Source organism: Mycobacterium sp. MYCO198283 (assembly GCF_021213805.1).
Taxonomy (GTDB): Bacteria; Actinomycetota; Actinomycetes; order Mycobacteriales; family Mycobacteriaceae; genus Mycobacterium.
Genome location: NZ_JAJQJI010000002.1, coordinates 408,262 through 431,731 on the forward strand (window position 1 = coordinate 408,262; position 23,470 = coordinate 431,731).

General features: G+C 70.3%; 21 protein-coding genes. 5 read left to right on the top strand and 16 right to left on the bottom strand.

Annotated elements, in window-relative coordinates:
• Positions 1–5: 5 nt before the first annotated feature.
• Together LV457_RS06205 and LV457_RS06210 are read left to right on the top strand one after the other, a co-directional pair.
• Entirely contained in the window at positions 6–518 is a 513-nt protein-coding gene (locus tag LV457_RS06205; protein WP_232169759.1) for an RNA polymerase sigma factor, read from the top strand.
• Positions 515–1,819 (top strand): VOC family protein, encoded by a 1,305-nt coding sequence (locus LV457_RS06210; protein ID WP_232169761.1) that lies wholly within the window; start codon positions 515–517, stop codon positions 1,817–1,819. The genes LV457_RS06205 and LV457_RS06210 overlap by 4 nt, the downstream gene beginning before the upstream one ends.
• Here LV457_RS06210 and LV457_RS06215 read toward each other — a convergent pair.
• Complete coding sequence (locus tag LV457_RS06215) at positions 1,816–3,024, bottom strand: FAD-dependent oxidoreductase (RefSeq protein WP_232169764.1); 1,209 nt, start codon at positions 3,022–3,024, stop codon at positions 1,816–1,818. The two genes, LV457_RS06210 and LV457_RS06215, sit on opposite strands and share 4 nt — an antisense overlap.
• Positions 3,025–3,125: 101 nt before the next feature.
• Between LV457_RS06215 and LV457_RS06220 the strand changes: the two genes are divergently transcribed.
• Together LV457_RS06220 and LV457_RS06225 are read left to right on the top strand one after the other, a co-directional pair.
• A complete protein-coding gene (locus LV457_RS06220) occupies positions 3,126–4,622 on the top strand; it encodes an amino acid permease (protein WP_232169766.1) in 1,497 nt (498 codons plus the stop codon).
• Positions 4,619–5,500 carry a universal stress protein gene (locus tag LV457_RS06225; protein ID WP_232169768.1) on the top strand — a complete coding sequence of 294 codons (882 nt, stop codon included), beginning with the start codon at positions 4,619–4,621 and terminating at the stop codon, positions 5,498–5,500. The genes LV457_RS06220 and LV457_RS06225 overlap by 4 nt, the downstream gene beginning before the upstream one ends.
• Before the next feature lie 4 nt (positions 5,501–5,504).
• Here the strand turns inward: LV457_RS06225 and LV457_RS06230 are convergent, their stop codons facing one another.
• The 8 genes from LV457_RS06230 to LV457_RS06265 form a co-directional block, all read right to left on the bottom strand.
• A complete protein-coding gene (locus LV457_RS06230; RefSeq protein ID WP_232169770.1) occupies positions 5,505–6,362 on the bottom strand; it encodes a mycofactocin-coupled SDR family oxidoreductase in 858 nt (285 codons plus the stop codon).
• Positions 6,363–6,775: 413 nt separating this feature from the next.
• A complete protein-coding gene (tuf, locus tag LV457_RS06235) occupies positions 6,776–7,966 on the bottom strand; it encodes an elongation factor Tu (protein ID WP_232169772.1) in 1,191 nt (396 codons plus the stop codon).
• 105 nt (positions 7,967–8,071) lie between these two features.
• Entirely contained in the window at positions 8,072–10,177 is a 2,106-nt protein-coding gene (gene fusA / locus LV457_RS06240) for an elongation factor G (protein ID WP_232169774.1), read from the bottom strand.
• A 92-nt stretch (positions 10,178–10,269) separates the two neighbouring features.
• Positions 10,270–10,740, bottom strand: coding sequence for a 30S ribosomal protein S7 (rpsG, locus tag LV457_RS06245; protein ID WP_232169776.1), 471 nt, complete (start codon positions 10,738–10,740; stop codon positions 10,270–10,272).
• Complete coding sequence (rpsL, locus tag LV457_RS06250; RefSeq protein ID WP_232169778.1) at positions 10,740–11,114, bottom strand: 30S ribosomal protein S12; 375 nt, start codon at positions 11,112–11,114, stop codon at positions 10,740–10,742. The genes rpsG and rpsL overlap by 1 nt, the downstream gene beginning before the upstream one ends.
• Before the next feature lie 389 nt (positions 11,115–11,503).
• Positions 11,504–12,019, bottom strand: coding sequence for a TetR-like C-terminal domain-containing protein (locus LV457_RS06255; protein ID WP_232169986.1), 516 nt, complete (start codon positions 12,017–12,019; stop codon positions 11,504–11,506).
• Between the two features lie 187 nt (positions 12,020–12,206).
• Positions 12,207–12,719 carry a DUF3558 family protein gene (locus LV457_RS06260; protein ID WP_232169779.1) on the bottom strand — a complete coding sequence of 171 codons (513 nt, stop codon included), beginning with the start codon at positions 12,717–12,719 and terminating at the stop codon, positions 12,207–12,209.
• The gene (locus LV457_RS06265) at positions 12,716–13,231 is read right to left on the bottom strand and encodes a DUF3558 domain-containing protein (protein WP_232169780.1); all 516 of its coding nucleotides are present in this window, start codon (positions 13,229–13,231) and stop codon (positions 12,716–12,718) included. The genes LV457_RS06260 and LV457_RS06265 overlap by 4 nt, the downstream gene beginning before the upstream one ends.
• Positions 13,232–13,348: 117 nt before the next feature.
• On the opposite strand from LV457_RS06265, the gene LV457_RS06270 reads away from it, so the two are divergent.
• The gene (locus LV457_RS06270) at positions 13,349–13,726 is read left to right on the top strand and encodes a DUF3060 domain-containing protein (protein WP_232169781.1); all 378 of its coding nucleotides are present in this window, start codon (positions 13,349–13,351) and stop codon (positions 13,724–13,726) included.
• Positions 13,727–13,730: 4 nt separating this feature from the next.
• Here LV457_RS06270 and LV457_RS06275 read toward each other — a convergent pair whose 3' ends face one another.
• The 7 genes from LV457_RS06275 to LV457_RS06305 all read right to left on the bottom strand — a co-directional run bounded on the left by LV457_RS06275 (position 13,731) and on the right by LV457_RS06305 (position 23,422).
• Positions 13,731–14,495 carry a crotonase/enoyl-CoA hydratase family protein gene (locus tag LV457_RS06275; protein ID WP_232169783.1) on the bottom strand — a complete coding sequence of 255 codons (765 nt, stop codon included), beginning with the start codon at positions 14,493–14,495 and terminating at the stop codon, positions 13,731–13,733.
• The gene (locus LV457_RS06280) at positions 14,492–15,205 is read right to left on the bottom strand and encodes a PaaX family transcriptional regulator C-terminal domain-containing protein (RefSeq protein ID WP_232169784.1); all 714 of its coding nucleotides are present in this window, start codon (positions 15,203–15,205) and stop codon (positions 14,492–14,494) included. The genes LV457_RS06275 and LV457_RS06280 overlap by 4 nt, the downstream gene beginning before the upstream one ends.
• A 20-nt stretch (positions 15,206–15,225) precedes the next feature.
• The gene (locus LV457_RS06285; protein ID WP_232169785.1) at positions 15,226–16,164 is read right to left on the bottom strand and encodes a crotonase/enoyl-CoA hydratase family protein; all 939 of its coding nucleotides are present in this window, start codon (positions 16,162–16,164) and stop codon (positions 15,226–15,228) included.
• 91 nt (positions 16,165–16,255) lie between these two features.
• Entirely contained in the window at positions 16,256–17,914 is a 1,659-nt protein-coding gene (locus tag LV457_RS06290; RefSeq protein WP_232169786.1) for an acyl-CoA dehydrogenase family protein, read from the bottom strand.
• Positions 17,915–17,971: 57 nt separating this feature from the next.
• On the bottom strand, positions 17,972–18,724 hold the full coding sequence (locus LV457_RS06295; protein ID WP_232169789.1) for a deoxyribonuclease IV: 753 nt from the start codon (positions 18,722–18,724) through the stop codon (positions 17,972–17,974).
• 5 nt (positions 18,725–18,729) lie between these two features.
• A complete protein-coding gene (locus LV457_RS06300; protein WP_232169791.1) occupies positions 18,730–19,398 on the bottom strand; it encodes a hypothetical protein in 669 nt (222 codons plus the stop codon).
• A gap of 64 nt (positions 19,399–19,462) precedes the next feature.
• On the bottom strand, positions 19,463–23,422 hold the full coding sequence (locus tag LV457_RS06305; RefSeq protein ID WP_232169792.1) for a DNA-directed RNA polymerase subunit beta': 3,960 nt from the start codon (positions 23,420–23,422) through the stop codon (positions 19,463–19,465).
• Positions 23,423–23,470 lie beyond the last annotated feature (48 nt).

A 23,470-nucleotide genomic window follows, 5' to 3' on the forward strand; every position in this document is an offset into this window, starting at 1 on the left:
GGGTCGTGGGCGCCGAAACCGACCGACCGGAGGCTCCGCGGGCGCTGCTGGACCTGTACGACGCGGCGCTGCCGACGGTGTACGGCTACTTCGTGCGGCGATGTCCGGACCGGAGCACCGCCGAGGACCTGACCTCCGAGACGTTCCTGGCGGCGATGGACAGCGCGCGGAAGCCGGATCCGCCGACGATGAGCGTGCCGTGGCTGATCGGGATCGCGCGCCACAAGCTCGCCGACCACTACCGGCGCCGGCAACCCCCGCAGCCGGTCGACGAGCTGCCGGAGCCGGCGGATCCGCCCGACACCTGGGACGCCGAGCTCGACCGGATCGTGGCCGAAGCCGTGCTGGCGCGGCTCGCCGAACCGCACCGGGTGGTGCTGATGCTGCGCTACTTCGACGGCTGCCCGGTGCCCGAGTGCGCGGCGCTGCTCGGCCGGACCGTGCACGCCACCGAAGCCCTGCTCGTCCGCGCCCGCCGCGCCTTTCGCGCCCAATACCCGGAGGGAGGTCCGTCATGACCGGGCAACATCGCGATCCGCTCGACGTCCTGCGCATCGACGACCCTCCGGTTGCTCCCGACCCGCAGTTCGCGGCCCGGCTGCGCACCCGGCTCGAGGCGGCCGCAGCTGTGCCCACGTCGCTACCCACCGAAGGAGTCGTCATGAGTCGATCCGACGCCGCTCGCGCTGCGCTGCACCAGGATCCGGCGCCCGAGCCGCCCGCCCCGCTGATCCCCTATCTCGCGATCCACGACGCGCGGGCCGCGATCGCGTGGTACGCCGACGCGCTGGGCGCCGAATCGGTCGGCGACCCGATCGTGATGGACGACGGCCGGATCGGTCACGCCGAGCTCCGGCTGGCGGGCGCCACGCTGTACCTGGCGGACGAGCACCCGGAGCTCGGGCTGCGCGCCCCCGCACCCCGGGCGGTGTCGGTGAGCCTGCGGCTGGCCGTCGACGACACCGACGCCGCGCTGCACCGGGCGCGGGCGGGCGGGGCGACCGTCGAACGCGAACCGTACGAGGCGTACGGCAGCCGCACCGCCACGATCCTCGACCCGTTCGGCCACCGGTGGATGCTGGCGGGTCCCGTCACCGGCAGACCGGCGCCGATCCGGCGCGGCGACATCGGCTACGTCTCGGTGTGGACGCGCGACGTCGACCGCGCGGCCGCGTTCTACGGCCACGTACTCGGCTGGGCGTACGACAGGCCGGCGGCGACGGCGGACGGAACCGGCCGGCAGGTCGTCAACACCACGCTGCCGACCGGCATCTTCGCCGGCGACGGTCCGGGCACACTGTTCTGCTGCTACGCGGTCGACGACCTGCAGACCGCCCGCGAGCGCATCGTCGCCGCCGGCGGATCGGTCGGCGCCACCACCGAACACGAGTTCGGTACGACGCTCGACGCCGCCGACCCCTTCGGTCAGCCGTTCGCGGTGTTCAGCGCGTCGCGGCGCACGCCGCGGCCGCCGCTCAACGGCAGCGGGCCGGGTGACCTGTCCTACGTCACCCACGAGGTCACCGACTCCGCGGGATTCCGCGCCTTTTACGCCCGGGTGCTCGGCTGGTCGTTTACCCCCGGCCGGGTGAAAGACGGCTGGGAGGTGCACGACTGCCATCCGATGTCCGGCGTGGCCGGCGGCCGTCCCCGCGCGGTGACGGTGCCGATGTGGACCGTGACCGACATCGAGGCGGCCGTCGATCGGGTGCGCGACGCCGGCGGCACGGTGGTGCAGCTGCCGTCGCGCCAGCCCTACGGGGTGATGGCCGAGTGCGTCGACGACCAGGGCGTCCGGTTCTACCTCGGGGAGTTCTAGCCGAGGACGTCGCCGATGGGCGCGCCGGCGGCGATCTTGGCGCGGGCCTTCATCACCTTGCCCGGCATGCCGCCACCGACCACTCCGGCGACCACGCCGTCGCGCTCGTAGTAGGCCAGGAACTTGCGGCCGTCGTCGACGACCACGTGCACGACGTCGTCGGCCTCCGGTTCGCCCAGGCACTGGATCTTCACGTCGTACTGGTCGCTCCAGAAGTACGGCACCACCACGACATCCGCGGGAACGTCCTGGCCGAGCAGCGCGGGGACCAGCACGCGGGCCTGTTCGGCGACGTTGCTCCAGTGCTCGACGCGGGCCTGGTGGCCGGTGGCGTCGGTCCAGGACGCCACGTCACCCAGCGCCCACACGTGCGGGGCGGAGGTCTTGCCGACGTGGTCGCAGACGACGCCGTTGTCGACCGCCACGCCGCTACCCGCGAGCCAATCGGTGGCCGGCCGCGAACCGATGCCGACGACGACCAGGTCGGTGCGCACCTCGGTGCCGTCGGACAACACGACGGTCTCCACGTGGCCGGCGTCGTTGCCCGACACCGACGCCACGCCGACGCTGGTGCGCACGTCCACGCCTTCGTCGCGGTGCAGTCGCGCCACCAGCGCGCCGACCTGCCGGCCGAGCACCGACGCGAGCGGTTCGGGCTGCGGCTCGACCAGCACCACCTCGACGCCCAGCTCGCGGAGGCTGGACGCCACCTCGCAGCCGATGAAGCCCGCGCCGACGACGACGGCGTGCCGGCAGGAGCCGGCCTTCCGGCGCAGCGCCAGCGACTCGTCGAGGGTGCGCAGCACGTGGATGCCGTCGAGATCGGGGAACGACGGGATCCGCCGCGGCAGCAGCCCGGTGGCGATGATGAGCTCGTCGTAGCGCAGCGTGTCGCCGTCGGCGAGGGTCACCGTCTGCGCGGCGGTGTCGAGCGCGGTGGCGGCCGAGCCGAGCCGCAGCGTGATGTCGTTGTCGTCGTAGAACTCGCGCGGCTTCAGCGTCACGTCGTCGAGCTGGCTGCGCAGCACCGCCTTGGACAGCGGCGGCCGGTCATAGGGCAGGTGCACCTCGTCGCTGACGATCGTGACCGGCGCGCGGTAGCCCGTCTTGCGCAGCTGCTCGGCGGCCCGGGTGGCGGCCAGCCCGCCGCCGACGATGACGATTCCGTTGCTCACGTCCGTTGTTCTTACACCACGGCGGCGCATTACGGCCGCTCACGGTGGTGTAAACACCGCACGTTCGGCTGCCGGGCCCGGCCCGGGCGGCTAGGTTCACTCGAATCGGTACGGCGCACCTCGGAGGCCCCATGGCAGGCGACGATCAGGTACGGCAGCCCACCTTCGCCCAGCAGCTGACGCGGCGCAGACCGGTGTTCGGCGCGCCGGTGGCGCACGGTGCCGACGACCAGCTGCAGCGCACCATCGGCACCTTCCAGCTGACGATGTTCGGGGTCGGCGCGACCGTCGGCACCGGCATCTTCTTCGTGTTGTCCGAGGCGGTGCCGGAGGCCGGGCCCGCCGTGATCGTCTCGTTCCTGCTCGCCGGCCTGGCCGCCGGACTGGCCGCCATCTGTTACGCGGAGATGGCGTCGGCGGTGCCCGTGTCGGGGTCGACCTACTCCTACGCCTACACGACGCTCGGCGAGTTCGTCGCGATGGGCGTGGCCGCCTGCCTGCTGCTGGAGTACGGCGTGTCCACCGCCGCGGTGGCCGTCGGCTGGAGCCAGTACCTGAACAAATTGTTGGAGAACGTCTTCGGGCTTTCGCTGCCCGGCGCCGTCACCGCCGCGCCGTGGGACGCCGACCCGGGCGTGATCAACCTGCCGGCGGTGGTCCTGGTGGGCATGTGCATGGTGCTGCTGATCCGCGGCGCCTCGGAGTCGGCGTTGGCGAACACGGTCATGGTGATCATCAAGTTGGCGGTGCTCGGCGGTTTCGCGCTGATCGCATTCACCGCGTTCCGGGCCGACCGGTTCGCCGACTTCGCGCCGCTGGGCACCGCCGCCGTCGGCCTGGCCGCCGGCACCATCTTCTTCTCCTACATCGGCCTCGACGCCGTCTCCACCGCCGGCGACGAGGTGCGCGATCCGCAGCGCACCATGCCGCGGGCCATCATCGCCGCGCTGCTGATCGTCACCACCTTCTACCTGCTGGTCACCGTCGCGGCGCTGGGAGCGCAGGACTGGCAGCTCTTCGAGGGTCAGACCGCGGGCCTGGCCGCGATCCTGGAGTCGGTGACCGGCGACGACTGGGCCGGCACGGCGCTGGCCGCCGGCGCCGTGATCTCGATCTTCTCGGTGACGCTGGTGACGATGTACGGCCAGACCCGCATCCTGTTCGCGATGGGCCGCGACGGCCTGCTGCCGTCGATGTTCGCGAAGGTCAACCCGCGCACCATGACCCCGGTGAACAACACCGTCGTGGTGGCGATCGTCGTGGCGTTGCTGGCCGGGTTCATCCCGCTGGACAAGCTCGCCGACATGGTCTCGATCGGCACCCTCACGGCCTTCATCGTGGTGTCGGTCGGCGTCATCCTGCTGCGGGTCCGCGAGCCCGACCTGCCGCGCGGCTTCCGGGTGCCCGGCTATCCCGTCACACCGGTGCTGTCGATCGCGGCGTGCGCCTACATCCTGTTCAGCCTGCGCTGGTACACCTGGCTGGCGTTCGGCGCGTGGGTTGCCGCGGTGCTCGTCTTCTACCTGGTGTGGGGCCGGCGGCACAGCGCACTGAACGACGGCGGCGACCGCGTCATCGCGACGGCCACGCCCGGCGTCGAGATCGTGGCGCCGCGGGACCCGTCGTGACCGTCGTCGTCGGGTATCTGGCCGGCAAGGGCGGGCACGCCGGGCTGCACCTGGCCGTCGAACTCGCCCGCGCCCTGCACCTGCCGCTCACTGTCGCCACCGTGGTGCCCCGGCCGTGGACCACGCCGTCACCGGCCCGCATCGACGCCGAATACGCCGAGTGGGCCGACCGGCTCGCCGCCGACTCGGAGGCCGAGGCCCGCGCGTTCCTCGGCGAGATCGCCGACGGGGTGGCGGTGAGCTTCCGCAAGGTGGCGCACCGCTCGGTGCCGGGCGGGCTCGTGCAGGCGGCGGAGGCGGCGTCCGCCCGGGTGCTGGTGCTCGGTTCGGCGGCCGACGGCCAGCGGGGGCAGGTGGTCATCGGCTCCACCGCCGACCGGCTGCTGCACTCGTCGCCGGTGCCGCTGGCCGTCAGCCCCCGGGGCTATCGCGGCGCGGCGGCGGGCCGGGTCACCCGGATCACCGTCGGCTATCCCGCGACACCGGAGGCGGTTGCGGTGGTGCAGCGGGTCGCCGCCCTCACCGACCAGCTGGAGGTGCCGCTGCGGGTGGTGACGTTCGCGGTGCGGGGCCGCACGATGTACCCGCCCGAGGTGGGACTGCACGCCGAGGATTCGATCCTCGCCGAGTGGGCGTCGGAAGCGCGAAAACTGTTGGCGCAGTTGAAGATCGACGGGATCGTCGGGCCGGACGTCGAGCTGCAGGTGGTGACGGGCAACGACTGGGGGCAGGCGCTGGACGCCACCGAGTGGCGGGACGGCGACGTGCTGGCGCTCGGCACCTCGCCGCGCTCGGGGCTGACGAGCGTCTTCCTCGGGTCCCGCGGCGCGAAGATCGTGCGCCACAGCCCGGTGCCGGTGCTCGTGCTGCCGGCGTAGAAACTCAGTACTTCATCACGCCGCGGTCGACCGCGATCTGCGAACCCGAGATGGTGGCCGAGCCGTCGCCGGCGAGCCACGCGACGACGTCCGACACCTCCTCGGGCGTCATGAACTCCTGCAGGCCCTGCTTGCCCTCGTGGTTCACCGGGTGCAGCGGCATCGGGGCGAAGCTGTGCAGGAAGTTCGGGTGTTTCGCGAAGACAGCCATCATCGCGTCGCGCTCCACCATCGGGGTGTCGATGGAGTAGGGGTGGATCGAGTTCACCCGGATGCCGAACTCGCCCAATTCGAGCGCGAGCGCGTTGGTGATCGCCACCAGGCCGTGCTTGGACGCGCCGTAGTGGCTGTTGCCGGGGGTGGCCTTGAGGCCGGCCGACGAGCTGACTACGACGATGGACCCGCCGTTGCCGGCCTCGATCATCGCGGGAATGGCTGCGCGCAGCGTCCGCCAGGTGCCCGACAGGTTGACGTCGATGACGGTGTCCCACTGCTCCTCGGTGAGTTCCCACAGCCGGCCCCAGCTCAGCACGCCCGCGTTGGCGACGACGATGTCCAGCCGGCCGAATTGCTCGACGCCGTCGGCGACCAGCTGCTGCAGCGCGGCGAGGTCGCGGATGTCGACCTCGCGGGCCAGTGCCTTGCGGCCGGTGGCCTCGACCGCCGCCACCGTTTCGGCGAGCTCGCCGGGCGTGGCGGCCGGATAGGTGATGGTGTCGGACACCGGCGCGCAGATGTCGAGCGCGATGACGTCGGCCCCCTCGGTGGCCAGCCGGATCGCATGCGCCCGCCCCTGGCCCCGCGCGGCGCCGGTGACCAGCGCTACCCGTCCCTGCAACGATGCGGTGTGTGGTGCTGCCACCGGGGCCCCTTTCGCCGAGCTGCCGCTCAGGCTACTAGAACGTGTTCTAGCTTTGGTATCGGTGCCACGGCTCGGCGCTGATCGGTGCGCGCTTGGTGCTCTACCCCCAGCAGCCCCACCCGTCACCGCCTGGAGCGTGCGACGCGATTGCCCACCTCCGAGCGACACCGGGCCGGTCGCCGGCGTGACGATGGCGTGGCGCTGGCTTCCACGCCACGGCGCTCGCTTCCACGCCACGGCGCTGACTTCCACCTGATGTCGGCCCGCATGGGCGTGTCGCCGCCGTGGTGTGAGAGTCAACGCCGCGAATGCAATGTCACCAATTCAATACGCCGCCGCGTGGTCGACCGCGCCGACATGCGAAAGCGGCGCCCACCCGAAGGTGAGCGCCGCTTCCTGCGACTGCAGTCAGATCACTTGATGATCTTCGTGACCCGGCCGGCGCCGACGGTGCGGCCACCCTCGCGGATCGCGAAGCGCAGACCCTCGTCCATGGCGACGGGCTGGATGAGCTTGACGGAGATGTCGGTGTTGTCACCGGGCATCACCATCTCGGTGCCCTCCGGCAGCGTAACCACGCCGGTCACGTCCGTGGTCCGGAAGTAGAACTGCGGACGGTAGTTGTTGAAGAACGGCGTGTGGCGGCCGCCCTCGTCCTTGGACAGGATGTACACCTGGCCCTCGAACTCGGTGTGCGGCGTGGTGGTACCGGGCTTGACCACGACCTGGCCGCGCTCGACGTCCTCACGCTTGATGCCGCGCAGCAGCAGACCGACGTTGTCGCCGGCCTGGCCCTGATCGAGCAGCTTGCGGAACATCTCGACACCGGTGACCGTGGTCTTGGTGGTGCCGGGGCGGATGCCGACGATCTCGACTTCCTCGTTCACGTTGATCACGCCGCGCTCGACACGACCGGTGACCACGGTGCCGCGGCCGGTGATCGTGAAGACGTCCTCGACGGGCATCAGGAACGGACGGTCGGTGTCGCGGACCGGGTCCGGGATGGACTCGTCGACGGCCTCCATGAGCTCCTCGACGGACTTGACCCACTCCGGATCACCCTCGAGGGCCTTGAGCGCCGACACCTTGACGACCGGGGCATCCTCGTCGAAGTCCTGGGCGGCCAGCAGCTCGCGGACCTCCATCTCGACGAGCTCGATGAGCTCCTCGTCGTCGACCATGTCCGCCTTGTTCAGCGCGACCAGGATGTACGGCACGCCGACCTGGCGGGCCAGCAGCACGTGCTCGCGGGTCTGCGGCATCGGGCCGTCGGTGGCGGCCACCACCAGGATGGCGCCGTCCATCTGCGCCGCACCGGTGATCATGTTCTTGATGTAGTCGGCGTGGCCGGGGGCGTCGACGTGCGCGTAGTGCCGCTTCTCGGTCTGGTACTCGACGTGCGAGATGTTGATCGTGATGCCGCGCTGACGCTCCTCGGGCGCATTGTCGATCTGGTCGAATGCGCGCGACTCGTTCAAATCGGGGTACTTGTCATGCAGCACCTTGGTGATCGCTGCGGTCAGCGTGGTCTTGCCGTGGTCAACGTGACCGATGGTCCCGATGTTGACGTGCGGCTTCGTCCGCTCGAACTTCGCCTTCGCCACTTGTGTGTCCTCCTGGACTTGTTGGTGCTTGGTTAAGCAGTTGGTTGTTCAGTGCTGGCTGTCCTGATACCGACGGGCCAGAGTACTGACCCGCCGGCGTCCCGATTACTGGCCCGTCGCCTTCGCGATGATCTCCTTCGCCACGTTCGCCGGAACTTCGGCGTAGGAGTCGAAGACCATGGAGTAGTTCGCCCGGCCCTGCGTCTTCGACCGGAGGTCGCCGACGTAGCCGAACATCTCCGACAGCGGCACCTGCGCCCTGACGACACGCGCACCGCTGCGCTCCTCCATGGCCTGGATTTGGCCACGGCGGGAGTTCAGGTCGCCGATCACGTCGCCCATGTAGTCCTCGGGCGTCGTGACCTCGACAGCCATGATCGGTTCCAGGATGACCGGCTGCGCCTGCTGCGCCGCCTTCTTGAGCACCTGCGAACCGGCGATCTTGAAGGCCATCTCCGACGAGTCGACGTCGTGGTAGGCGCCGTCGAGCAGCGTCACCTTGACGTTCACCAGCGGATAACCGGCCAGCACGCCGTACTGCATGGCGTCCTGGGCGCCGGCGTCCACCGACGGGATGTACTCCCGCGGGATGCGGCCGCCGGTGACCTTGTTCTCGAACTCGTAGGTCGCGCCGTCCTCGCCGGTGAACGGCTCGAGGTTGATGATGACCTTCGCGAACTGGCCCGAGCCGCCGGTCTGCTTCTTGTGGGTGAACTCCACGTTCTGCACCGGCCGCTTGATGGTCTCGCGGTAGGCGACCTGCGGTTTCCCGACGTTCGCCTCGACCTTGAACTCGCGGCGCATGCGGTCCACCAGGATGTCCAGGTGAAGTTCGCCCATGCCGCCGATGACGGTCTGGCCGGTCTCCTGATCCAGGTGCACCTTGAAGGTCGGGTCTTCTTCGGCGAGCTTCTGGATCGCGGTGCCCAGCTTCTCCTGGTCGCTCTTGGTCTTCGGCTCGATGGCCACCTCGATCACGGGATCGGGGAAGGTCATCGACTCGAGCACGATCTGGTTGTTCGGGTCGCTCAGGGTGTCACCGGTGGTGGTGTCCTTGAGGCCGATCACCGCGTAGATGTGGCCCGCCGACGCCCGCTCCACCGGGTTCTCCTTGTTGGAGTGCATCTGGAACAGCTTGCCCAGCCGCTCCTTCTTGCCCTTGGTGGCGTTGATGACCTGCGAGCCGGAGTCCACGGTGCCCGAGTACACCCGGACGTAGGTCAGCTTGCCGAAGAACGGGTGCGAGGCGACCTTGAACGCCAGCGCCGAGAACGGCTCGTCGACCGACGGCTTGCGGGTGATCTCCACGTCCTCCTTGCCGGGGACGTGGCCCACGGCGGGCGGAACGTCGAGCGGCGACGGCAGGTAGTCGATGACCGCGTCGAGCATGGGCTGCACGCCCTTGTTCTTGAACGCGCTGCCGCAGAGCACGAGGTAGGCCTGCGAGCTGATGGTCAGCTTGCGCAGCGCGCCCTTGATCTCCTCGACCGTGAGCTCTTCGCCGCCGAAGTACTTCTCGAGCAGCGCCTCGTCGGTCTCGGCGACCGCCTCGAGCAGCTTGGTGCGGTACTCGTCGGCCTTCTCGGCCATGTCGGCGGGGATCTCGACGACGTCGTACTTCTCGCCGAGCTTGGCCTCGGCGCTCCACACCTTGGCCTTCATCTCGACCAGGTCGACGACGCCGGCGAAGTCGCCCTCGGAACCGATCGGCAGCTGGATCGGGATGACGTTCGCGCCGAGGCGCTCCTGCATGGTGCGCACCGAGAAGTAGAAGTCCGCGCCGATCTTGTCCATCTTGTTGACGAAGCAGATGCGCGGCACGTCGTATTTGTCGGCCTGTCGCCAGACCTGCTCGGACTGCGGCTCGACCCCCTCTTTGCCGTCGAACACCGCGACGGCGCCGTCGAGCACGCGCAGGCTGCGCTCCACCTCGACGGTGAAGTCGACGTGGCCGGGGGTGTCGATGATGTTGATCTGGTTGTCGTTCCAGAAACAGGTGGTGGCGGCGGAGGTGATGGTGATCCCCCGCTCCTGCTCCTGCTCCATCCAGTCCATGGTGGCCGCGCCGTCATGGACCTCACCGATCTTGTAGCTGATCCCGGTGTAGTACAGGATCCGCTCGGTGGTCGTCGTCTTGCCGGCGTCGATGTGCGCCATGATGCCGATGTTGCGGACCTTGTTCAGGTCGGTCAGCACGTCCTTCTGTGCCACAGAAGTTCTTCCTCTTCGCTTGCTTGCTCGTCGGGTGGTGCGGTCACGCCGTCGGCGGCGTCATCCGGCGAAGCCGGCAGCCGACCCAGGGGTCACCAGCGGTAGTGCGCGAAGGCCCGGTTCGCCTCGGCCATCTTGTGGGTGTCTTCCCGTCGCTTGACGGCGGCACCCAGGCCGTTGCTGGCGTCCAGGATCTCGTTCGCCAGGCGCTCGACCATGGTCTTCTCGCGGCGGGCCTTCGAGAAGCTGACCAGCCAGCGCAGCGCCAGCGTGGTCGACCGCTCCGGACGGACCTCGACCGGCACCTGGTAGGTGGCACCACCGACGCGGCGGCTGCGCACCTCCAGCGCCGGCTTGACGTTGTCCATGGCCCGCTTCAACGTGACGACCGGATCGGTGCCGGTCTTGTCGCGGGCTTGTTCGAGCGCACCATAGACAATGCGTTCGGCCAGCGATTTCTTCCCGTCGAGCAGCACTTTGTTGACCAGCTGGGTGACCAGCTGCGAGCCGTAGACCGGGTCGTTGACCAGCGGACGCTTGGGTGCGGGGCCCTTACGAGGCATCAGCTCTTCTCCTTCTTGGCGCCGTACCGGCTGCGGGCCTGCTTGCGGTTCTTGACGCCCTGGGTGTCGAGCGAGCCGCGGATGATCTTGTACCGCACACCGGGCAGGTCCTTCACACGACCGCCGCGCACCAGCACCATCGAGTGCTCCTGCAGGTTGTGGCCCTCGCCCGGGATGTAGGCGGTGACCTCGACCGCGCTGGTCAACCGCACGCGCGCGACCTTGCGAAGCGCCGAGTTCGGCTTCTTCGGGGTGGTGGTGTACACGCGGGTGCACACGCCGCGGCGCTGCGGGCTGCCTTTGAGGGCCGCGGTCTTCACCTTGGTGACCTTGTCGTGGCGACCCTTGCGGACCAGCTGGTTGATGGTTGGCATGTACCGGCTTTCTCGTGTTGCGCTGTCGTCGTATGGCGGTTGTCGTTATCGGTCTGTCGTCCTGCGGTTCGTCCGGCCCCGGTCACCCCGGGTCCGGCCGTGTCGCACGCGCCCGCCGCGGCGTCAACGCGTCGGCACTTACCAGGACTGGCGACATGCAAATTGCCCGGCGTGCGCTCGTGCTCTACAGACCGCAAGCGCCTTGACCGCCAGGCTCGATCTCCTACCATACCAGGGGCATTGCGGCCGGAACAAACTCACGGACCGACCGCAATCCGCAGGTCAAGCGGTGTTCAACTGCACCATCTGCTCTTCGCGCGAGCGCTCATCGGTGCCGCCGGCTCTTCGCGCGAGCGCTCATCGGTGCCGCCGGCTCTTCGCGCGAGCGCTCATCGCGCTTCGAGTCCGGCCGTCAGCCGCAGCACCATGTCCGAGTAGACGGCGTCGACGTCGACATCGCCCATCACCCCGGTCATCTCCAGCAGGACGAACCCGTGCATGGCCGCCCAGAACTCCAGCGCGGCGTAGAACGCCAGCTCGCCCGACAGCCCGTAGGACGCCAGCACCGCGATGACGGGCTCGGCCGCCGCCCGGGTGGCGGCCGTGTACTCGGGGTCGTCGCCGCCGAGCGGCATGCGGGTGAACGCGGAGTACCGCCCCGGGTGGTGGTGGGCGTAGCTGCGGTATGCGCCGGCCATCGCCAGCACGGCGTCCTCGCGGGTGCGGCCCTGCCCGACGGTGTTGAGCATGCCGATGATGTCGCCGATCACCCGCACCCGCACCATGCGGCGCAGGTCTTCGAGGCTGTCGACGTGGTTGTACAGCGACGGGCCCTTGGTCCCGAGCTGCGCGGCGAGCGCGTTGATGGTCAGCGCGTCCCAGCCCTCGCGGTCGAGGAACGTCATCGCCGCGTTGACGATGCCCTCACGGCTCAGGCGCGGTGGCTTGCCGAGGGGACGCGACGCGGCGCGCGCCCGGCCGTTCGCCGGGCGCGGCGGCGGCCCACCTGCCGGCCCAACTGCCATCGGATTGTGCCTTCCCACGGACCCGGAAGCGGGTCAGCGCCCGACTCTATCCCGGGTGACGGGCCGTTCAGTTGACGCGGTCCTGCGTGGCCTGCGCCAGCCGGTCGACGATCGAGCACAGGTCGGGCAGCGCCGAAGGATCCAGGGTGGAGACCGACCACGCGATCACGTCGGCGCCCTTGGCGACGTAGACGCTGCAGGCGTTGTCGTCGTGGGCCCGGAACGCCTTGTTGCCCCGCAGGGTCAGCTCCTCGACCGTTCGACCGACCGCGGACTCCAGCTCCCGCTCGGCGGCCAGTGTGCTGCCCCGGTACCACCACGTCGAGATGCCCGAGCCCAGCCCCACCGAACCGATCGCGGCGTCTTCCTGCCAAAAGCACCCGACGTCGTTGTCGACCTTCCTGGTGTAGGCCGACTGCGCCGCGGCGACCACCTCGGCGTCGGAGACGCGGTTGCATTCGCCGCTGCGGAAGCCGGCGCCCGCGGCCGGCGGGTCCGGCGGCGTCGTCGCGCCGGTGCCGCAGCCGACGGCGACCAACAGGAGGGCCAGGCCGGAGCCGAGCGCGCGGCGCACGGTCACATCTCCGTCGAGAGCGTCGCCGTCAGCAGCCGCTCGGCGTCGGCGCAGGGGTCGCCGCTGCCGCCGCCGCGGAACTGCACCCACCAGCTCGCCACTCCCGGGTCGGTCGCGGCGGTCACCGCGCACGCCGTGCCCGCGGTGCGGACGACGATGGCCTCGCGCCGGACGACGACGGTGTCGGTCGGCTGCCCGCCGCGCTCGGCGGCCACCGCGCGTTCGCGCGCCAGGGTGCCGGTCTCGAACCATGCGAAGGTCGTGTCGACCACCGCGCCGCCCCGATCGACGATGTACTGGCAGACGGCTCCGTTGTAGACGCGGTCGACGTCGGTGCCGGCGAGCAGTTGCTGAACGGTGTCGTCGGACAGCAGCCCGCAGCGGTCGTCGGCGTAGCCGTAGTCGCGCCCGGCCGGCCCGGCCGCGTCGCGGGTGGCGGAGCCGTCGACGGTCTGGGTGCACGCACCGGCCGCCACGGCGATCGTCGCCGCCACGACCAGCGTCTTTCGCAGGCCCACCGGGCACACGGTACGTCGCGCCGCCGATCCCGGCGAGTTCACCAACGGGCCCCGGCGACAGCGCGGCCCCGCGTAGGCTCTTGTTCGTCCTTCGGCCCTGCGGGTATGAGGTGAGCCATGAGCAAGTCCACCGCGGTACGGGCGGCACGGGTGTGTGCCGCCGCGGCGCTCGGGGCGGCCCTGTCGGCGGCGCCCGCCGCCCACGCCAAGCTCGGCGACACCCACATCACGGGACAGGGCATCGTGCAGACCATCGACTGCAACGATGCGACGCTGTTCGTCAACGGCAACAACATCAACGTCACCGCGCTGGGCAATTGCTACGCGGTGACGGTGCAGGGCGCGGGCAACGTCATCGTCGCGGACACGGTGACCAACGACATCACGGTGTACGGGTTCGACCAGACGGTGTTCTACAAGTGGGGTGACCCGGTCGTGTGGGACCGGGGCCGCGAACTGGGGCTGCTCAACCGCGTCGAACGGGTGATGGCGTAACGGCCTATTCCGTCGCGCCGTGCCGACCGGCGCCGGCGGCGAACCGTTGCGCGCCGGCCACCGACTCGTGCTTGACGCGCGAGAGGCTGCCGAACTCGAAGTCCATCGCCTCGGCTTCGGGCTGCCCCCACTGGCGCAGCGTCGACAGCCGGTCGCTGCGCAGGCACAGCTGCGGGAACTCGGCCAGCTGCGCGGCGAGCTCCTCGGCCGCCCGCCGCGACGTTCCCGGCGGCACGACACGGTTGGCCAGCCCGATGGCCAGCGCCTCGGCGGCGTCGACCGAGCGACCGGTGAGGATCATGTCCATGGCCCGGCTCTGCCCGATGAGCCGCGGCAGCCGCACCGTCCCGCCGTCGATCAGCGGCACGCCCCAGCGGCGGCAGTAGACGCCGAACACCGCGTCCTCCTCGGCCACCCGCAGGTCGCACCACAGCGCCAGTTCGAGCCCGCCCGCGACGGCGTAACCGCTGACCGCGGCGATGACGGGTTTCGAGAGCACCATCCGGGTCGGGCCCATCGGGCCGGGACCGCTGCGGTGGGTCGGGTTGGCGTCGGGCGTGCCGAACGCCTTGAGGTCCGCGCCCGCACAAAAGGTGCCGTGGTCGCCCCACAGCACCGCCACGGCCGCCGAATCGTCGGCGTCGAAGTCTCGGAATGCCTCGTACAACGCGGCGGCGGTGGGGCCGTTGACCGCGTTGCGGGCCGCGGGCCGGTCGAGGATCACCGTGGTCACCGCGCCTGCGCGCTCGACCCGTACCGGCTCGGTCATGTGACGCCTTTCGTCAGTTCGATCTGATGGCGGCGCGCCGCCAGCTCGGCGGCGAACTCGGCGTAGGCGCGCCGCAGCTCGGCGCCGGGCCATGCGGGCGGCAGCAGCGCGTCGGGCAGCACGGGGTCGGTGACGACGTGACGGACGATCGCGGCGGCGGTGACGAAGCGGGCGGGCATATCGGCGGCCGACATGGCCGCCAAGAGCTCCCGGCCCGTCGCCGCCCAGCCCTGCAGATCCCAGAGCCGGGCGGCCAGCTCGTGCGGCCGGTCGTCGGTGGCGCGCAGCATGCGCACCTGGTGATCGACCGCCGGCGGCAGCGTGCCGACTAGGTTGTCGGGCCGCAGCCACACGCCTTCGCGCAGCTCGCCGTACCGCAGCTGCTGCAGGCCGGTCCGCAGCGCCGCGCGGTCGCGGGGGGCGTTGCCCACAGCGGTGATCACCAGCACGAGCCAGCCGCCGTCCCACGGCCGGACGCGGGGCGCCAGCGCGTCGTCCTGCCGGCGCTGCCGAGCGAGCAGCCGGTCGGAAAGCCGGTAGCCGTCGTCGTCTCGCACCAGATCGCCCGCCGCCACCAGCCGCGTCAGCGCCACGCGCACGGTGGCCTCGCGGATGCCGAAGTCGGCGACGAGCTTCACCAGCTCCGCGGCCGTGGCATGGGCGGGATGCGCGCCGAGCAGCACGCTCAGCAGCACCGACCGCGCCGTCATGCGGCCCACACCGTGCGGCATCAGACCTCGGAGGCCCGTCGCCCGTGGTCGCCGAACGGTTCGTCGCGGCGGCGCACCGCCTCGCGGAAGCCGTGCTCCCGCGACAGCGCGACGAAGTCGTGGCCCTCGGGCGTGTGCCGCGCGATGCCGTCGAACACCGTGCCGAGCACCCGGCTGGTCGCGACGCCCTGCTGCAGCAGCACGGAGTTCATCGCGAGCTTGATCATCATGAGCTGGTTGATCGGCATCGCCGCGATGCGCGCGACCAGCCGCTCGGTGCGCTCGTCGAGCTCCTCGGGGTCGGGCGCCTCGACGGCCAGCCCCCATTCGGCGGCCTGCGCGCCGGTGATGCTGTCGCCGGTGAGCAGCAGCCGTTTGGCTCGCTGGTCGCCGAGCCGGTGGGCCCACAGGCCCGTCGCGGGCACCCCCCAGACGCGGGTGGGCGGGTAGCCGATCTTGGCGTTCGAGGCGGCGATCACCTGGTCGGCGTGCAGCGCGATGTCCGTGCCGCCGGCCACGCAGTAGCCGTGGATCTTGACCACCGTGGGCTTGTCGCAGTGCATGAGGCTGGCGAAGCCGCGCACGAACCGGCTCATCATCTGGTAGTCGATCATCGGGTCCCACGGCTGATCGGGCCGGTGGTTGGGGCCCTGCACCTTCCCCGACAGCACGGTGTCGCGATACGGGCTGCCGCCACCCGCCGACGACGACCCTTCGGCGTAGGCCGACAGGTCGAAGCCCGCGCAGAACCCCTCGCCGCGGCCCGACACCAGGATGACGTGCACGTTCGGGTCGAGATCAGCGCGCTCGACCAGCGCCGACAGCTCCAGCGGCGTGTCGGCGACGATCGCGTTGCCCTTCTCGGGCCGGTTGAAGGTGATGCGGGCGACGCGGTCGGTGACCTCGTAGGTCATCGTCTTGAGGTCGTCGAAGTCGACGGGCCGGATCGCGTGGGTCACAGCGTGCTCCCCCTCCCCCGCGAGCGTGCGTGTCTGCACGCGACACGCCGCGCAGCACCGGCATGCTGCGCACGCTCGCGACCACCGAGAGTCATGCCGTGACCATCGCACGCTCGAGGATCGGGTCGAGGTCCAGGCCGACGGGCAGCGTGCCGAACGCACCGCCCCACCGGCGGTCCAGCCGGGTGGCCAAAAACGCCTCGGCGACCGCCGGATGCCCGTGCCGCACCAGCAGCGACGCCTGCAGCGCCAGGCAGATGTCCTCGGCGACCTTGCGGGCCCGGTACTGGACGGTCTCGACATCGCCGAGCGCCTGCTTGAGCGCGTCGACGTGCACGCCAAGGCGCGGGTCCTCCCCGGAGGTCTGCGCGAGCTCGTCGAACAGCGCCTCGACGCTGTCGGGCTTGGTCACCATGGCCCGCAGCGTGTCCAGGGCGCTGACGTTGCCCGAGCCCTCCCAGATGCCCATCAGCGGCGCTTCGCGGTACAGCCGCGCCATGCCGAAGTCCTCGACGTAGCCGTTGCCGCCCAGGCATTCCATCGCCTCGGCGGCGTGCGGGGTGGCGCGCTTGCACACCCAGTACTTGCTCGCGGCGAGGCCGATGCGCCGCAGCAGCGCCTCGCGCTCGTCGCCGCGCACCGCGTTGTCGGTGGCGCCGGCCATCCGCATCGCGACCATGGTCGCGGCCTCGGCCTCCACCGCCAGGTCCGCGAGCACGTTGCGCATCAGCGGCTGGTCGATCAGGTACTCGCCGAACGCCTTGCGGTGCCGGGCGTGGTGGATGGCGCGCGTCAGCCCGGTGCGCATGCTCGTCGCGCTACCCAGCGTGCAGTCGAGCCGGGTGAGGTTGACCATCTCGATGATCGTCGCGACGCCGCGGCCCTCCTCGCCGACCAGCCATGCGGTGGCGCCGTCGTACTCCACCTCGCTGGAGGCGTTGGCGTGGTTGCCGAGCTTGTCCTTCAGGCGCTGCAGGAACATCCGGTTGCGGGTGCCGTCGGGCAGCACGCGCGGCAGGAAGAAGCAACTCAAGCCGCCTGATCCCCCGTCGCTTCGCTCGCCCCGGCTGGGCGCCTGCGCCAGCACCAGGAAGATGTCGCCCATCGGCGCCGAGGTGAACCACTTGTGGCCGGTGAGCCGGTAGGTGCCGTCGCCGTTGGGGACGGCCTCGGTGGTCCCGGCCCGGACGTCGGAGCCGCCCTGCTTCTCGGTCATCGACATGCCCGCGGTGATGCCGGCCTTGGTGCTGGGCACCTTGAGTTCGGGGTCGTAGACCCGGCTGGTGAGCAGCGGCTCGTAGGTCGCGGCGAGCTCGGGATGGGCACGCAACGCGGGCACGACGGCGTAGGTCATCGAGATCGGACACATGTGGCCGGGCTCCGGCGTCCACACCGAGGTCTTGGCCGCGCGGACGACGTGCGCGCCGGGCCGGTCGTCGGCCCACGGCGCCGCGTGCAGCCCGTGGGCGATCGCCACCCGCATCAGCTCGTGGTAGGCGGGGTCGTATTCGACCTCGTCGACGCGGTGGCCGTAGCGGTCGTGGGTGTGCAGCACCGGGCGGTGCCGGTCGGCGAGCTCACCCCAGCGCTGTGCCTGCGCACCGCCGGACAGCGCGCCGAGCTCGGTCACCTCGTCGAGCCCCCACTGCCCGCCCTCGCGGATCAGCGCCTCGACGAGCACCGGCGACGACGCCGGGTTGTGGTCTGCGAGCGGCGGGACCTGATTGGTGACGACGTGCGTATCGGGCATGCCGCCGAGTGTTACACCGTCTCGACGGTTGCACAAGATCGGTAATACCGTGGCGGGTCAGCCGACGTGTTCGCGCAGGAACGCGATGTCGTCCTTGCGGCCGGCGTCCGAGGTCTCGCAGATGACGGGAGCGTCGGCGGTTTCCACCACCGCGACGAGCAGCTGCGGATCGATCTGCCCGTCGCCGAAGTTGGCGTGCCGGTCGGCGCCCGAGCCGGCGGCGTCGCGGGAATCGTTGCAGTGCACCAGGTCGATGCGCCCGGTGAGCGCGCGGATGCGGTCGACGGCGTCGATCAGCGCCTCACCGGCCGCCCACGCGTGGCAGGTGTCGAGGCAGAAACCGACACCGGTGCCGCCGATGTGGTCCCACAGCCGGCCGATGGTGTCGAAGTGGCGGGCCATGGCGTGGTCGCCGCCCGCGGTGTTCTCCAGGTACACCGGCACGTCGGTCTCCAGGTACTTCAGCGCCTTGACCCACCGCTCGAAGCCGGCCTCCAGGTCGCGGTCGTCGGCGTGGCCGCCGTGCACGATCACCGCCGTCGCCCCGACCTGGGCCGCGGCGTCGCAGGTGTCCTGCAGGATCTTGCGCGACGGGATCCGCACCCGGTTGTTCGCCGACGCCACGTTGATCAGGTACGGCGCATGCACGTACAGCGGGATCGGCGACGCCTTGAGCAGCTCGGCGTCCGCTCGCGGCTTCGGCTTCTTCCAGCTCTGCGGGTCGCCGAGGAAGAACTGCACGACGTCGGCGCCGTCGGCGTCGGCGGCGGCCAGCGGGTCCTCGGAGCGGACGTGGGATCCGATCAGCACGGTGGTCAGTCTAGGCGGGGGTGGTCGGCGAAGAACCGCCACAGCCTGCCGACCGGCACCGGCCGTCCGGCGCCCACGCCGTCGACCGCGAGCAGCTCCACCGCCCGCCCGTCGGGACAGTCGGCGGTCACCGACAGCAGCGGCGGCGCGGCGTCGACGGTCGGCGGGCCGCAGCGGTCCACTGCTCGCCAGTACTCGGTGGCGCGGGCCGCTGCGGCGTCGTTGGGGCCCGCGGCCAGTGCGAGCACCGACGTCGGCCGCGGCGCCGGACAGCTCGCGGGCGGCGGGGCCGCCACGACCGCGATGGCGGCGAAGGTCCCGGTGGCGCACACCGCGGCATAGGCGGGCGTGCCGCCGACCGCGAACACCCGCCGCGGGTCCACCGACACGTTCGCCGACACGTCGGTCACCACGGCGTCGGCCGCCGCGGCGTCCCCGCCCTCGGCGTAGGCGACGACGAAGCGCTGCGCGTCGGCGAGGCGCTGCCAGCGGTCGTCGCTGCCCAGCACCACCACGAGCGGCGCGCTGGGCGCCACGCCGGCGGGAACGTAGACGCGGTAGTCGCGCCCGGCGGTCCGCGTCGACAGGCCCGCGGGCAGGCCGTTCGCGGCGGTGCCCGGCGCGGAACAGCCCACCGCCAGCAGCACACCCACCACCGACAGCCAGCGCAGCACACGCCCAACCTAACGCGGAACGCGAAAAGCCCCCGCTCGCAAGCGGGGGCTTTCCGTCGTCGAACTACCGGTAGTCGGAGTAGCCGTAATCGTCCAGCGGCACCGCGGCACCGGTCGCCTGGCCGAAGTCCGGGCTGTAGTACTGATCCTCGTAGGACGGGATCGTGTACGCCGCAGCGCGGGCCTCTTCGGTGGGCTGCACCTGGATGTTGCGGTAGCGGTTGATACCGGTGCCGGCCGGGATCAGCTTGCCGATGATCACGTTCTCCTTGAGACCCTGCAGCTTGTCGCTGCGGCAGTTGATCGCCGCATCGGTCAGCACGCGGGTGGTCTCCTGGAACGACGCCGCCGACAGCCACGAGTCGGTGGCGAGGCTCGCCTTGGTGATGCCCATCAGCACCGGACGGCCGGCAGCCGGCTCGGCACCTTCGGCCACCACGCGGCGGTTCTCCGCCTCGAACTCCGAGCGCTCCGTCAGCGAACCGGGCAGGAACTCCGTCGCGCCCGAGTCGATGATCGTGACGCGCCGCAGCATCTGCCGGACGATCACCTCGATGTGCTTGTCGTGGATCGACACGCCCTGCGCCCGGTAGACCTCCTGCACCTCGTTGGTCAGGTGGATCTGCACGTCGCGCGGGCCCTGCACACGCAGCACCTCGTGCGGATCGGCCGAGCCCTCCATCAGCTGGTCGCCGACACGCACGTGGTCGCCGTCGGACAGCAGCTTCTCGGTGCCGTCCTCGTGCTTGATCACGCGCAGCCGCTGCCGCTTGGAGAGCTTGTCGTAGACCACTTCCTCGCTCCCGTCGTCCGGGATGATCGTGATCTTGTAGAACCGCTCGCCCTCCTCCAGCTGCACGCGGCCGCTGACGTCGGCGATGGGCGCCTTGTTCCGCGGGATGCGGGCCTCGAACAGCTCCTGCACGCGGGGCAGACCGCCGGTGATGTCGCCGCCGACGCCGCCCTGGTGGAAGGTGCGCATGGTCAGCTGCGTGCCGGGCTCGCCGATGGACTGCGCGGCGACGATGCCGACCGCCTCACCGATGTCCACCAGCTTGCCGGTGGCCATCGAGCGGCCGTAGCACATCGCACACACCCCGGACGCCGACGCGCACGTCAGCACCGACCGCACCTTCACCTGGCTGACGCCGGAGGCGAGCAGCAGGTCGATCGCCGGATCGCCGAGGTCGTGACCGCGGGCCACCAGCACGTTGCCGTTCTCGTCGACGGCGTCGGCGGCCAGCGTGCGGGCGTACGCCGAGGTCTCGACGTGCGGGTGCCGCACCAGCGAGCCGTCCGGCTGCCGGTCGGCCAGCGCGACGGTGATGCCGCGCTCGGTCTCGCAGTCGTGCTCGCGGACGATGACGTCCTGGCTGACGTCGACCAGGCGACGGGTCAGGTACCCCGAGTCGGCGGTGCGCAGCGCGGTGTCCGCCAGCCCCTTGCGGGCGCCGTGGGTGTTGATGAAGTACTCCAACACCGTCAGGCCCTCGCGGAACGACGACTTGATGGGCCGCGGGATGAACTCACCCTTGGGGTTGGTCACCAGGCCCTTCATGCCCGCCAGCGTCCGCGTCTGGGTGAAGTTACCCGTGGCGCCCGAGTCGACGATCGTGATGATCGGGTTGTCCGCCGGGTAGTGGGCCCGCAGGGCCTCACCCACCTCGTCGGTCGCCTTCTTCCAGATGTCGACCAGGGCGTCGGTGCGCTCCTGCTTGTTCAGCGCGCCACGCTGGTACTTGCGCTCGATGCCGTCGGCCTCGCCCTCGTAGCGCTCGAGGATCTCCTGCTTCTCCGGCGGCACGAGCACGTCGGCCATCGAGACGGTGACACCCGAGCGGGTGGCCCAGTAGAAGCCGGCGTCCTTGAGCTTGTCGACGGTCTGCGCCACCACGATCATCGGGTAGCGCTCGGCCAGATCGTTGATGATCGTGGCCTGGACCTTCTTGTGCATCTGCTCGTTGACGAACGGATAGCCCCGCGGCAGCAGCTCGTTGAACAGCACGCGGCCCAGCGTCGTCTCGACGGTCCAGGCGTCGCCGTGCTGCCACCCACCGTTCTCGGAGGAGCCGAAAAGTGAGGCCTCCACGTCGGCCGGCGGACGCAGCTGCGTCAGCCGGACCTTGATCTTCGCCCGCACACTGAGCGCGCCGCGGTCCATCGCCATGATGGCCTCGGCCGGCGAGCTGTACACGCCGGTCTCCGGCGCATCGGCCGTGGCCGGGGCGTACTCGCCGGTGTCGCCCTCGATCATCGTGGTCAGGTAGTAGAGCCCGGTGACCATGTCCAGTCGCGGCATGGCCAGCGGCTTGCCCGACGCCGGCGACAGGATGTTGTTGCTGGACAGCATCAGGATGCGCGCCTCGGCCTGCGCCTCCGCACTCAGCGGAAGGTGCACGGCCATCTGGTCGCCGTCGAAGTCGGCGTTGAACGCCTCGCAGACCAGCGGGTGCAGCTGGATGGCCTTGCCCTCCACCAGCTGCGGCTCGAAGGCCTGGATGCCGAGGCGGTGCAGCGTGGGTGCGCGGTTGAGCAGCACCGGATGCTCGGCGATCACCTCTTCGAGCACATCCCACACCTGCGGGCGCTGCCGCTCCACCATGCGCTTGGCGCTCTTGATGTTCTGCGCGTGGTTGAGGTCGACGAGCCGCTTCATCACGAACGGCTTGAACAGCTCGAGCGCCATCAGCTTCGGCAGGCCGCACTGGTGCAGCTTGAGCTGCGGGCCGACCACGATGACCGAACGGCCCGAGTAGTCGACGCGCTTGCCGAGCAGGTTCTGACGGAACCGGCCCTGCTTGCCCTTGAGCAGATCCGACAGCGACTTGAGCGGACGGTTGCCCGGCCCGGTGACGGGGCGGCCGCGCCGGCCGTTGTCGAACAGCGCGTCCACCGACTCCTGCAGCATCCGCTTCTCGTTGTTGACGATGATCTCGGGCGCGCCGAGGTCGATCAGTCGCTTGAGGCGGTTGTTGCGGTTGATGACGCGGCGGTACAGGTCGTTGAGGTCCGACGTCGCGAACCGGCCACCGTCGAGCTGCACCATCGGACGAAGTTCCGGCGGGATCACCGGCACGGCGTCGAGCACCATGCCCATCGGCGAGTTGCCGGACTGCTGGAACGCCGCCACGACCTTGAGCCGCTTGAGCGCCCGCAGCTTCTTCTGGCCCTTGCCGTTGCGGATGACCTCGCGCAGGGAGTCGGCCTCGGCGTCGATGTCGAAGTTCTCGATGAGCTTCTGGATGGACTCCGCGCCCATCGCGCCCTCGAAGTACTCGCCGTAGCGGTCCTGCAGCTCGCGGTAGAGCAGCTCGTCGATGATCAGCTGCTTGGGCGCCAGCTTGGTGAACGTCGTCCAGATCTCGTCGAGCCGGTCCAGCTCACGCTGCGCCCGGTCGCGGATCTGGCGCATCTCGCGCTCGCCGCCGTCACGCACCTTGCGGCGGACGTCGCTCTTGGCGCCTTCCTTCTCCAGCTCGGCGAGGTCGGCTTCGAGCTTCTGGCTGCGCTCGGCGAGGTCGAGATCACGCTGGTCCTCGACGCCCTTGCGCTCGACGGCCATCTCCGCTTCCAGCGTCGACAGCTCGTTGTGGCGCATCTCGTCGTTGACGCCGGTGATGACGTAGGCGGCGAAGTAGATGATCTTCTCGAGATCCTTCGGCGCCAGGTCCAGCAGGTAGCCCAGCCGCGACGGAACTCCCTTGAAATACCAGATGTGCGTGACGGGCGCGGCCAGCTCGATGTGGCCCATCCGCTCACGACGCACCTTGGCGCGCGTCACCTCGACGCCGCAGCGCTCGCAGATGATGCCCTTGAAGCGGACGCGCTTGTACTTGCCGCAGTAGCACTCCCAGTCGCGAGTCGGTCCGAAGATCTTCTCGCAAAACAGGCCGTCCTTTTCCGGCTTGAGGGTGCGGTAGTTGATGGTCTCCGGCTTCTTGACCTCGCCGTAGGACCAGTTGCGGATGTCGTCCGCGGTGGCCAGGCCGATCCGGAGCTCATCGAAGAAGTTGACGTCTAGCACGTAACTCCCTTTCCCCTTTCGGGACTAGAAAAAATTAACTACGGCCGC

Coding starts and splice junctions, on each gene's coding strand:
- LV457_RS06275 (WP_232169783.1), bottom strand. CDS start 14,495: ATGACCGAGCCGGTACGGGTCGAGCGCGCAGGCGCGGTGACCACGGTG.
- rpsG (WP_232169776.1), bottom strand. CDS start 10,740: ATGCCTCGTAAGGGCCCCGCACCCAAGCGTCCGCTGGTCAACGACCCG.
- LV457_RS06255 (WP_232169986.1), bottom strand. CDS start 12,019: ATGACGTTCCTCGACCGCGAGGGCTGGGACGCGCTGACCATCAACGCG.
- LV457_RS06290 (WP_232169786.1), bottom strand. CDS start 17,914: ATGCCCGATACGCACGTCGTCACCAATCAGGTCCCGCCGCTCGCAGAC.
- LV457_RS06210 (WP_232169761.1), top strand. CDS start 515: ATGACCGGGCAACATCGCGATCCGCTCGACGTCCTGCGCATCGACGAC.
- LV457_RS06270 (WP_232169781.1), top strand. CDS start 13,349: ATGAGCAAGTCCACCGCGGTACGGGCGGCACGGGTGTGTGCCGCCGCG.
- LV457_RS06220 (WP_232169766.1), top strand. CDS start 3,126: ATGGCAGGCGACGATCAGGTACGGCAGCCCACCTTCGCCCAGCAGCTG.
- LV457_RS06280 (WP_232169784.1), bottom strand. CDS start 15,205: ATGACGGCGCGGTCGGTGCTGCTGAGCGTGCTGCTCGGCGCGCATCCC.
- rpsL (WP_232169778.1), bottom strand. CDS start 11,114: ATGCCAACCATCAACCAGCTGGTCCGCAAGGGTCGCCACGACAAGGTC.
- LV457_RS06215 (WP_232169764.1), bottom strand. CDS start 3,024: ATGCGCCGCCGTGGTGTAAGAACAACGGACGTGAGCAACGGAATCGTC.